The sequence below is a fragment of the Longimicrobium sp. genome, assembly GCA_036387335.1.
In the GTDB taxonomy this organism is placed as follows: domain Bacteria; phylum Gemmatimonadota; class Gemmatimonadetes; order Longimicrobiales; family Longimicrobiaceae; genus Longimicrobium.
This window is the reverse complement of the sequence record DASVTZ010000013.1, coordinates 1-10,650: the sequence shown is the minus strand read 5'-3', so window position 1 is coordinate 10,650 and position 10,650 is coordinate 1. Positions and strand designations below refer to the sequence as shown.

General features: G+C 70.7%; 11 protein-coding genes. 4 read left to right on the top strand and 7 right to left on the bottom strand.

Annotated elements, in window-relative coordinates:
* Positions 1-329: 329 nt before the first annotated feature.
* From VF647_01065 to purD, 5 genes are all read right to left on the bottom strand, one after another.
* Positions 330-1,400 carry a metallophosphoesterase gene (locus VF647_01065; protein HEX8450649.1) on the bottom strand — a complete coding sequence of 357 codons (1,071 nt, stop codon included), beginning with the start codon at positions 1,398-1,400 and terminating at the stop codon, positions 330-332.
* A gap of 88 nt (positions 1,401-1,488) precedes the next feature.
* A complete protein-coding gene (locus VF647_01060) occupies positions 1,489-2,571 on the bottom strand; it encodes a GIY-YIG nuclease family protein (GenBank protein HEX8450648.1) in 1,083 nt (360 codons plus the stop codon).
* A 227-nt stretch (positions 2,572-2,798) separates the two neighbouring features.
* On the bottom strand, positions 2,799-4,061 hold the full coding sequence (locus VF647_01055) for a hypothetical protein (GenBank protein ID HEX8450647.1): 1,263 nt from the start codon (positions 4,059-4,061) through the stop codon (positions 2,799-2,801).
* A 51-nt stretch (positions 4,062-4,112) separates the two neighbouring features.
* On the bottom strand, positions 4,113-4,931 hold the full coding sequence (gene mutM, locus VF647_01050) for a bifunctional DNA-formamidopyrimidine glycosylase/DNA-(apurinic or apyrimidinic site) lyase (protein HEX8450646.1): 819 nt from the start codon (positions 4,929-4,931) through the stop codon (positions 4,113-4,115).
* On the bottom strand, positions 4,924-6,213 hold the full coding sequence (purD, locus tag VF647_01045) for a phosphoribosylamine--glycine ligase (GenBank protein HEX8450645.1): 1,290 nt from the start codon (positions 6,211-6,213) through the stop codon (positions 4,924-4,926). Before purD ends, mutM begins: the two co-directional genes overlap by 8 nt.
* 190 nt (positions 6,214-6,403) lie before the next feature.
* Here purD and VF647_01040 point away from each other — a divergent pair, with 190 nt between their 5' ends.
* Both VF647_01040 and VF647_01035 read left to right on the top strand, forming a co-directional pair.
* Positions 6,404-6,889: a hypothetical protein gene (locus VF647_01040; protein HEX8450644.1), complete on the top strand. Its 486-nt coding sequence runs from the start codon at positions 6,404-6,406 to the stop codon at positions 6,887-6,889.
* Positions 6,890-6,891: 2 nt separating this feature from the next.
* Positions 6,892-7,281, top strand: a complete 390-nt coding sequence (locus VF647_01035; protein HEX8450643.1) for a hypothetical protein — start codon at positions 6,892-6,894, stop codon at positions 7,279-7,281.
* Positions 7,282-7,340: 59 nt separating this feature from the next.
* Here the strand turns inward: VF647_01035 and VF647_01030 are convergent, their stop codons facing one another.
* On the bottom strand, positions 7,341-8,513 hold the full coding sequence (locus VF647_01030) for a cystathionine gamma-synthase (protein HEX8450642.1): 1,173 nt from the start codon (positions 8,511-8,513) through the stop codon (positions 7,341-7,343).
* Between the two features lie 186 nt (positions 8,514-8,699).
* Between VF647_01030 and VF647_01025 the strand changes: the two genes are divergently transcribed.
* Together VF647_01025 and VF647_01020 are read left to right on the top strand one after the other, a co-directional pair.
* A complete protein-coding gene (locus tag VF647_01025; protein ID HEX8450641.1) occupies positions 8,700-9,167 on the top strand; it encodes an Lrp/AsnC family transcriptional regulator in 468 nt (155 codons plus the stop codon).
* Entirely contained in the window at positions 9,160-10,179 is a 1,020-nt protein-coding gene (locus VF647_01020) for an EamA family transporter (GenBank protein HEX8450640.1), read from the top strand. Before VF647_01025 ends, VF647_01020 begins: the two co-directional genes overlap by 8 nt.
* Here VF647_01020 and VF647_01015 read toward each other — a convergent pair.
* The coding region (locus tag VF647_01015; GenBank protein HEX8450639.1) for an AMP-binding protein at positions 10,160-10,650 on the bottom strand (491 nt) is incomplete at its 5' end. The two genes, VF647_01020 and VF647_01015, sit on opposite strands and share 20 nt — an antisense overlap.

Genomic DNA, 10,650 nt, shown 5'->3' with positions numbered 1-10,650 from the left:
GCTGGATGCTGAGTATCGCGAGGCGCTGCAGCGGCTGCTGGCGGCGCATCTGGTGGCGCTGGAGTGCGAAAAGGATCTGGCGGATGTGATGCGGAGGGCGGAGGCGATGCTGGGGCGGGTGCGGGGGATGCACGCTGGGGGATGAATCCAGGATGAATCCCCCGGCTGGACCGACGCGAAGACCGCTGAAGCGGTCTCGTGTGCGGCGGCTTTCAGACGTTGAACAAGTGATAGAGGCACTGGAGAGATGCTCTCCGGTGCCTCCATTTTGTACCCTCTCGTAGTTCTCTCTGCGCCTCCGCGTCTCCGCGTGAGGCCCGCTGTTTAGATCAGGGCGCCACGCCGCCGGTGGTGTCGATGGGTGTGGCGGTGGTGTCGCGGCGGCCGTAGACCTGGAGCAGCGAGTCTACGTTGGCCTCGCCGGGGACGGCGGCGGCGCGGGCGCTGTCGGCGGCGGCCTTGGTGTTGAAGCCGCGCAGCGTCACCATCGCCACCTCCGGCGGGGAGCCGAAGCGGACGGGGATGAAGCCGTAGCCCACGCCGCAGGTGATGAAGAGGGTGCTCCCCTTCACGCGGAAGATGCGGCGCTTGTCGGGCTCGGGGGTGCCGGGGTAGAGCTCGGTGTTCACCCACGTCAGGCGCGGCGTGCCGGGCACCTCCATGCGGCCGCAGAAGGTGTGGCCGGTCAGGACGGCCGCGTACTTGTCTTTCGGCACCGAAAGGCCCGTGGCGGGGAAGTGGGCCAGCAGCAGCGGCGTGCGCGGACCGCCCGGGATGCCGCCGTAGATCTCCGCCTGGCGCCACTCGGGGCGGCGGGGGGTGAAGGGCTCCACTCCGGCGATGTACGCCGTGTCGCCGTTGCGGCCGAAGGGGGCGCGGGCGTTGCGAAGGACGCGCACCCCGTTGCGCTGCAGCGCTTCCACCGTGCGGATCTGCGTGCTGTCCGGCTTGCCGCCGGGGTCGTCGTCCTCGTCTTCGTGGCCCAAGACGGCGAAGACGGGAGTGCCCCGCAGCGGGGCCAGGATGCGGTCGAGCGCCGCGTAGTCGTCGCCGCGAGCCACGTAGTCGCCCAGCAGCACCACGATGTCCGGCTTCTCGGCGAGGGCGCGGCGCACGGCGGAGGTAGCGACCTTTTCGTTGTCCGGCCAGAGGCCGAGCTGGAAGTCGGAGAGGGCGGCGATCTTCATCCCGTTCCACCCGGCCGGAAGGTCGGCGACTTCGATCTCCACCGGCGTGACGCGGACGTTCTCCGCGCTGGTGGCGCCGTAGATGGCGCGCGGGTCTTCATCGCGCGCCGCGCTGTCGGTGGGCGCCAGCGCCGCCGCTTCGGGGCGCGCGTCGTCGCACGCCGGGAGCGCGGCGACGATGAGGAGGAGCAGGGTGCGGAGGGTGCTCCGCATCTGGATGCCTTGGTCTGTGATGGTCAGGGGCCGCGCGCACGCGGAACGGCCCTGCGCGGGCGCAACGCGTGTGCCACCCGCGCGGAGCTCACGCGCTGAGCGGGACCGCATCTACGCGTTCGGGCGCGACGGTGGCCTCCAGCTCGCGCGGATTCATGCGGAACCAGCGCGCGATCAGGAGGATTTCGTCCACCTGGTGCTTGGAAACGAGCGCGCTGTTCGGCTCGGGTTGGCCGAAGTGCTCCTCCGCCAATCGCGCCAGTCTCCGCTGCTCCGCCTGCGAGTCTGGCGCCGAGACGACGGCGCGCACGGTGCCGCGGCGGATCAGGTACACGCGTGGATCCACGCCGCGCGCGCAGGGCACGCGGTAGAGGAAGGTCAGGGTGTCCAGCGCCTCGCGCAGCGTGGCGAACTCGTCGCGCAGCCGCTCCAGCCGCTTGATCCGCTCGCGCACGGCGGCGGCGTACTCGAAGTCCCACCGCTCCGCCGCGGCCAGCATGCGCGCGTTGAGCCACGCCAGCGGCTCGTCCGCATGGCCGTTGAGGAAGGTGCGCAGGAGGTTCACGCGCTTGCGGTACTCGGCCTGGGAGGTGAGGCCCGCGCAGGGTCCCAGGCACAGCTTCAACTCCGCGCGGTGGCAGCCGGGGGTGCGCTCGAAGGCGAAGAGGTCCGGCTGGTCCGAGAAGCGCATCGGAGTCGTAAGCGCGCAGTCGCGCAGGCCGAGCACGTCGTTGAGCTCGCGGACCGCCTCGATCACCCGGCGCCCGCCGCGGAAGGGGCCGTAGTAGGCCGCGCGGTCGTCGCTGACGGCGGCGACGACGCCCAGCTTGGGGACGGCTCCGCCGGTGAGCTTGAGGAACGAGTACCGCCCGTCGCGCTTGTGCTGCACGTTGAGGCGCGGGCGGTAGCGCTTGATCAGCTCCAGCTCGCGCAGCAGCGCCGCGAATTCGCTCGGCTCGTAGTCCCACGCGACGGAGCCCGCCTCGTTGACGACGCGGTAGCCCTTTTCCTCGGGGCGCGCGCGGAAGTACGAGAGGAGGCGGGTGCGGATCTGCTTCGACTTACCCACGTACACGATCTCCCCATCCGGCGCCAGGAACCGGTAGGTACCGGGGAAGTTCCGGGCGTCGCGCACGGAGTCGCGCAGGGGGTGTGCGGCGGGTTTGGGCACGCGGGGGCTCGATGCCGCGGAGAACAAAAACCGAATCGCGGCAAGATAGTGCGCGTGGCGCGTTCGCGGAAGGGCGGAACTGCGGGGCTCACGCGGAGACGCGGAGACGCGGGAGAACTTCAACAGCGGGCTCACACAGAGACACAGAGCCACAGAGAGAACAACAAGAGATTTCCTCTGTGGCTTTCTGTTCCTTCTGTGTTCTCTGTGTGAGGCTTTTGCTGTTTTTATCTCGCGAGCGCGTGCTCGAGTCGCGAGGCAAGCGCGTCCGCGTCGGCGGCGAGCTCGGCGGGCTCGGTCGGTTGCGGGGAGGTGGGGGCGGCGCGGCGGGTGACGGCGTCGAGGAGGGCCTCGGCGGCGGCGCGGCCCCGTGCGTCGGTGGCGATGGAGAGGGCGTGGCGGGCGGCGGTTTCGGCCTTGCTCCAGGCGCCCATCGCCGCGGCGGCTCGGGACAGGGAGAGGATGGCGCGCACGGGCGGTGGCGCGCTGGGCTCGTCGCGCGCGGCTTCCCAGGCCTGGGTCCAGGCGTCGAGGAAGCCGTCCGCATCGTGGGTGCCGGCGGCGGCGCGGGCGAGTTCCGCGAGTACCGGGAGGCGCAGCGGCGGCGACTCGGCATCGCGCAGGGCGCGGAGGAGGGGGAGCGCGCGGGTGAAGTGGCCGCTCGCGACCCAGTGGCGCGCCACGTCGAAAGCCAGACGCGCCGTTCGGGGGTGACTCGGACCGTAGTGCTCCAGCGCCGTGGCGGCAAGGCGCACCGCCTCGCGCCGCTGTCCGCCCTCGGCGGCGGCCAAAAAGAGCTTGTGGAGTGCCCTTCCTTCCAGCTCGCGAAGGGTGTTTCTGTCGGCGGCGCGAAGTGCGCGCAGGTAGAAGCGGCGAGCGGCCGCCAGGCTCCCGCGTCTGGCGTGGAGGGAGCCCAGGCCGAGAAAGGCGCGCGCGTACGTCGCCCAGTCTCCTCGCTGCCGGGCGACGGCGACGGTGCGGCGGTACCAGGTCTCGGCACGGGCCTCTTCGGCGCGGCGGCGGGCCAGGCGCGCCACCTCGTACGCGGCTACGGCGTCCATCGGATCCGCCTGCGCGGACGCCTGCGAGAAGGCGAGGGCGGTGGAGAGCAGGCCCCGCTCGTCCGCCCACTCGGCGACGGCACGGCAGGCGGCGGCGACGCGCACGGGGTCGCCCAGACCGGGGCTGGCGGCCAGCGCCTGCAGGTCGCGCACGGCGGAGGCGAGCTCGGGCGGAAGGGCGGGGGAGGGAGTGGAGCGCGCGCCGCGCCGCTGAAAGAGGCCGGGGCGGACCTCGGGGGCCGCTTCGGCCCAGAGCGTCGCGTCGCGGAGCGCCTGCCAGAGGACGACACCGCCCTCACCGGGCACCTCGTCCAGCACGCCCAGCCCCTCGAACACCTCGGGGCCCTGCGTGAGCACCGGCGGGATACGCCAGCGGCGCTGCGTCTTGCGGCGAGCGGGGCGGAGCTTCGGTTCAGTCGGCGTGTGCATTCAGGCGCTCCGTCGGGGACACCGGCGGCACGCCCCCGTTCGCGGGGTGGCCTACCGCTGGCAGTCTTCGCAGAAAAAAGTGGATCGATTTGCCTGCACGATGCGCTGCAGAGGCCGGCTGCACACCGCGCACGGCTGGTCCTCGCGGTCGTACACGCGCAGCCGGTCGTAGAACTCGCCGCGGTTGCCGCTGGCGTCGCGGTAATCCAGGAACGTCGTCCCGCGGAACTCGATCGCCTCGCCGAGCACCTCCCGCGTCGCGCGGCGGATGCGCTCCACCTCGTCCAGGGTCAGCTCGTTCGCCGGTCGGCGCGGATCGACTCCCGCACGGAATAGCGCTTCGCTGGCGTAGATGTTCCCGACCCCCACCACACGCGCCTGGTCCATCAGCCACGTCTTCACGGCCACGCGGGAGCGGCGCGTCATCTCGAACAGCCGCTCGGCGCTGAAGTCGTCCGAAAGCGGCTCCACACCCAACCGTCCGTCGAACGCGCTCCACCCCGATTCGTCCGTCCTCCAGAGCCGGCCGAAGCGCCGCGTGTCCGCGTAGAGGAGCTCGCGCCCGCGCCCGAGCGTCATGCGCACGCCCAGATGGGTGGGGAGCGGCTCGCCCTTGCGGGGGACGAGGAGGCGGCCCGTCATCCCCAGGTTCACCAGGAGCCGGTCGCCGCGCCCCAGGTCGAAGACGATGTTCTTGGCGCGCCGCGTCACCCCGCCGATCCTCCGCCCGCGAAGCGCCGCCGCGAACTCGGCCGCGCTCTCACCCTCGATCAGGTCCGCATGGAAGACCTCGACGTCCTTGATGGTGCGGCCCCGTACCGACGACGCCAGGTCCCGGACGATGGTTTCGACTTCGGGAAGCTCAGGCACGCCCACCTCCCGCCCGCGCCACCTCGCGCCACCCGATGTCGCGGCGCAGCTGCTTTCCCTCGAACGCGATCCGCTCCGCCGCCTCCCGGCTCCGCCGCGCCGCCTCCGCGACGGTCGGCGCCAGCGCGGTGACGGCCAGCACGCGCCCGCCCGCGGTGACCAGAGCGCCTTCCTCCTCGCGCGTGCCCGCGTGGAAGACGATCACGTCGCCCCCCGCCTCAATGTCGGCCGGGAGGCTCACGGGCACGCCGGACGGATAGTCGCCTGGGTAGCCGGCGGAGGCGAGGACGGTGGTCGCGGCGGCGCCGGGGTCCCACTCCAGCCGCGCGCCGGCGATGCTCCCGCCTCGCGCGATCTCCAGCACCGGCTCCAGCAGTGACGAGCGGAGCAGGGGGAGGACGACCTGCGTCTCCGGATCTCCGAAGCGGCAGTTGAACTCCACCACGCGCGGGCCGCTCTCCGTCAGCATCAACCCCGCGTACAGCAGTCCGCGGAAGGTGCGTCCCTCCTCCGCCATTGCGGCGACGGTGGGGCGTAGGATGTCGCGCTCGACGCGCTCCATTAGCTCCGGCGTCGCGAGCGAAACCGGCGCGTAGGCACCCATCCCGCCCGTGTTGGGTCCCGTCTCTCCCTCGCCGATGCGCTTGTGGTCCTGCGCGGGGAGCATGGCGACGACGTCGGTGCCGTCCGTGAGCGCGAAGACGGAGAGCTCCTCGCCGTGCATGAACTCCTCGATCACCACCTCGGCGCCTGCGATGCCGTACGCGGTGCCGCCGAGCATCTCGCGCACCGCGGTAAACGCCTGATCGAGCGTTTCGCACACAACAACGCCCTTTCCGGCGGCCAGCCCGGACGCCTTCACCACCACCGGCGCGCCCACTTCGCGCAGGTACGCCTCGGCATCCGGAAGCTTGTCGAAGGCGCGGAAATCGGCGGTGGGGATGCCGTGGCGTTTCATCAGCGCCTTGGCGAAGCTCTTGGAGCTTTCGATGGCCGCCGCCGCCTTGCACGGCCCGAAGACGGCGAGTCCCCGGTCCGCGAAGTGGTCCGCGATCCCGGCGGCCAGCGGCGCCTCCGGGCCCACGATGGTGAGGTCGACGCCGTTGGCCTGCACCCACGCGGCGAGCGCCTGGATCTCGCCCGCCGCCAGGGGGACGGCGGTGGCCCCGCGCATCCCACCGTTGGGGTTGGTGACGTAGAACTCGGCGCCGGGTGCGTCGCGCCGCAGCTTCCACAGGAGAGCGTGCTCGCGCCCGCCGTTGCCCACGATCAGGATCTTCACGAATGCCGGTCGTCTGGAGGAGGAGGTACTCCGGTTCGGGGATGATACAGGCGCCTGGGTTGCGGATCAAATCCCCTCTGCGCCACCGCGCGAACCAGTTTGCGGCGGGCGCTTGTAAGTCCTGTTGCGCCTGTATAGTATGGCTCCATCGAGACGACGCCACCACCCGTCCCTGGAGCGCTTCCGCGGCATGAAAACGCCCCTCATCCTCTACTCCGCGAGCACCTGGCTCGCGTACTCCATCGCGGAGCGCTTCTACGGCGTGCACTACGCCTGGTGCACGGCGTTCTACGACGGCATCACCGCCCCGCGCCACTTCAACATCCCACCGAGCTCCAGCCCGGCCGAGATCTACCGAAACCTGGAGGAGGAGACACGGCGTGGCGATCTCCACAGCCGTGCAATCGAGCGGAACGCCGCCGGCATCATGACTGGGGCGGAGGCAAAGCGCGAATCTGGCGCGATCACCGCTGCGCAGTACCACCAGATCGAGGCAGTCGTGGAGGAGGCGAAGATCCCGGATTTTCGACCCGTGCTGTACGTCATTCCGTTCGACCGGCTGGAGGGAAGAGTACCGGAAGTTCCCGTTTCCGAGCGCGCCCATCCGCTCTCCCTCGAATATCGGATCGAGGATCTGCGGAGGGGGTGCTTTGATCTCCTCGAGTTACGGAGGTGAGCATGTTCGAGATCCTGAACGAGGTGCCGGAGGGCGACGCCATCCACGCGGTATACGAGACCACGCTCCAGCTCTACCAGCGCGATCGCCTGGGAACGCGTCGAGACAGAGGGTTCCCGCTCTCCGAGAACAAGCTGGCGGTACAGCTGCTAGACGAGATTGGCGAGGTGGAGGGAAAGCACGTCGCGGACCTCCCGAAGGAGAAGACGGACTACTATATCGTAGAAGTGAGCCAAACGCTGCGGCGCAGACTACGAGCGAAGCACACCGAGGCCGACGAAGCAAGGGCGGAGGCGATTCTCGAAGAGATGCGCGTGCAGTACGCCTGGCCGCACTACGGGAGACCCGAGCGCGGGGCGCCCGTGCAGCCGGAACGGCGTGCCGTGGGGTGAATGAAGAAGGGAGGCACGAGCGTCATGCCTCCCTTTCTTCATCCGCTCGACTGACTGCTTCAGGCCTTCGCCAGTGCCTGGTTGATGTCGGCGATGAGGTCGTCCGCGTCCTCGACGCCGCAGGAGAGGCGGACGAGGGCGTCGGAGAGGCCCATGGCGATGCGGCGCTCGGCGGGGACGGAGGCGTGCGTCATCAGGGCGGGGTGGCCGATGAGGCTCTCCACGCCGCCCAACGACTCGGCCAGGGCGAAGATGCGCACGTTGTTCACGAAGGCGCGCGCGCGGTCCATCGTCCCCAGCTCCACCGAGATCATCCCCGTGAAGCCGCGCATCTGCGACTTCGCCAGCTCGTGCTGCGGGTGGGAGGGCAGGCCCGGGTAGAACGCCTTCACCACCTTGGGATGCCCTTCCAGGTACTCCGCGATGCGCTGGCCGTTGGCGTTGTGCGCCTGCATGCGCAGGTGCAGCGTCTTGGTGCCGCGCAGCGCCAGCCACGAGTCCCACGGTCCCGGCACGCCGCCGGCCGCGTTCTGCAGGAAGCGGAGGCGCTCGTGCAGGTCGTCGTTCGACGTGACGAGCATCCCGCCCACCATGTCCGAGTGGCCGTTGATGTACTTCGTCGTGGAGTGCAGCACCACGTCCGCGCCCAGCGCCAGCGGGTTCTGGTTGTAGGGCGAGGCAAAGGTGTTGTCCACGCTCAGCACCGCGCCGCCCGCGTGCGCGATCTCCGCCGCCCCGGCGATGTCGGAGATGCGCATCATCGGGTTGGTGGGCGTCTCCACGTGCACCATGCGCGTGTTGGGGCGCATGGCGGCGCGGATCTCGTCCAGGTTGCCGCTGTCCACGAAGGAGAACTCCATCCCCAGACGCGCGAAGACCTTGGCGAAGAGGCGAAAGGTGCCGCCGTAGACGCCCTCGCCGCACACCACGTGGTCGCCAGCGTCCCACAGCTTGGCCAGCGTGTCCGTTGCCGCCAGGCCGCTGGCGAAGGCGATGCCGTGCGTGCCGCCCTCCAGCGCCGCCACGTTGCGCTCCAGCGCCTCGCGCGTGGGGTTGTGCGTGCGCGCGTACTCGTAGCCCAGGTGCCGGCCCAGCTCCGGCTGCACGTAGGTGGAGGTCTGGTACACCGGCGTCATGATGGCGCCGGTGGTGGGGTCGGGCGTCTGCCCGGCGTGCACCGCCAGGGTCGCGAAGCGGTGGGCCGCGGCCTCCGCGCTGTCGTCGTGCATCATGGCTTTTCTCTTCCGCTGGGTTCGCTCGTGTGGCGGCGGAAGATGCGCGCCGCTCCACCGCGGGGCAAGATGCCCGCTGCTCGAACGAATATTGTTCTCCGGTGTTGCGCATGCAAGGTGCGGGAACGCAGATTGCTGCTCAATCCGGAGTACGATGTTCGGTGATCATGCTGGTGGAGAGAACGTATGGACGACGTGGACCTGCGCATCGTGGCGCTCCTGCAGGAGAACGCGCGCACCTCCAACGCGGAGCTCGCGCGGCAGATGGGGATGGCGCCCTCGGCGATCCTGGAGCGGGTGCGGAAGCTGGAGGAGCGCGGCGTGATCATGGGGTACGCCGCGCGTGTGAATCCCGAGGCGGTGGGGCTGGGGCTGACCGCTTTCGTCTTCGTGCGCGCGAGTGAGCGTGCGGGTGCGGTGAACACGTCCCGACGCCTGGCGGAGCTCCGCGAGGTGCAGGAGGTGCACCACGTGGCGGGCGAGGACTGCTTCCTGGTCAAGGTGCGCGTCGCCAACGCGCGGGCGCTCAGCGTGCTCCTTTCCGAGCGCTTCGGGGAGATCGACACGATCGTCTCCACGCGCTCCACCATCGTCATGGACACGGTCAAGGAGACGGCCGCGCTTCCCATTCCACAGGAGGCGGGCCGTGGGTGAGTCGCGCGCGGGCGAGCCGAGGGCGGCGGTGCTGGCCGCCTTCGCCGCGGTGTATCTGATCTGGGGTTCGACGTACCTGGCGATCCGCTACGCCATCGAGACGCTCCCGCCGTTCATGATGGCGGGGACACGCTTCATGACGGCGGGGGCGATCCTCTACCTGTTGATGAGGATGCGCGGCGTCGCGCCTCCCATGCGCGTGCACTGGCGCTCGGCGTTCCTGCTGGGCGGGATGCTGCTGCTGTTCGGCAACGGCGCGGTCGTCTGGGCCGAGCACCGCGTCGCCAGCGGGATCGCGGCGCTGCTGGTGGCGGTGGAGCCGCTCTGGATCGTGCTGCTGGAATGGCTGCGTCCCGGCGGGCGGCGGCCTTCCGCGCGCACGGCGGCTGGGGTGGTGCTGGGCTTTGGGGGGCTGGTGATCCTGGTGGGGCCGCAGGAGCTGGGCGGCGGACGGGTGGACGTGCTGGGTGCGCTGGTCGTGGTGGTCGCCGCGATGAGCTGGGCGGCGGGCTCGCTCTACTCTCGCGAGGCGCCGCTCCCGGCTTCGCCGTTCCTCGCCACCTCCATGCAGATGCTGGCGGGCGGCGCGCTGCTGATGGCCGCGGGGCTGGCGACGGGCGAGGCGGGGCGGGTGGATCCATCCGCCTTCTCGGCGAAGTCGCTGGCGGCGCTGGCGTATCTGACGGTGTTCGGGTCGCTGGTGGCGTTCACCGCGTACATCTGGCTGCTGGGCGTGGTAAGCCCTTCGCGCGCATCCACCTACGCGTACGTGAACCCGCTGGTGGCGGTCGTGCTGGGATGGGCGCTCGCCGGTGAGGCGCTGGACGCGCGCGTCGCCCTCTCCGCCGTGGTGATCGTGGGCGCGGTCGCCATGATCATCGCGGCGTCCAGGGAAGCGGAGAAGGCCGCGCGCCCCGCCGCGGAGAACGCGGAGAAGATCGCGGCGGCCCCGATGCCCGCGCCCGTCCCGGCCGTGCCTGAGACGCGGCGGGTCAGGCGGGTTCGATCGTGATGCGCCCCGGCTGCTTGTAGGCGGCGAGGCCGTCGCGGCAGAGGCGGCGCACGTCCTCCTCGCCCAGCTCGGCGCCGGGTGCGGGGACGACGGTGAGTGCGATCTCGTTCTCCTTGGCCCCGTCCGGCACCGCGGTCACGGAGGCGTCGGCCACGCGAGGGTCTTCCTGGATGACGCGCTCGATCTCGCGCGGGTAGATGTTGAAGCCGCTGCGTGTGAACATCGGCTTCAGGCAGCCGCGGAAGCGGATGGTGCCGTCCGGCCCGCACACGCCCAGGTCGCCGGTGCGCAGGGCGCCGCCCCAGAACTGCTCGGGATCGCGCCCCTCCTCGCCCACGTAGCCGGGGAAGACGTTGGCGCCCTCCACGCAGATCTCGCCGGTGGTGCCGACCGGGCAGTGCTCGCCGCGAGGGCCGCGGATGGTGACCTCGACTCCCGGAAAGGGGTGCCCCATCGACCCCGGCTGGTTGG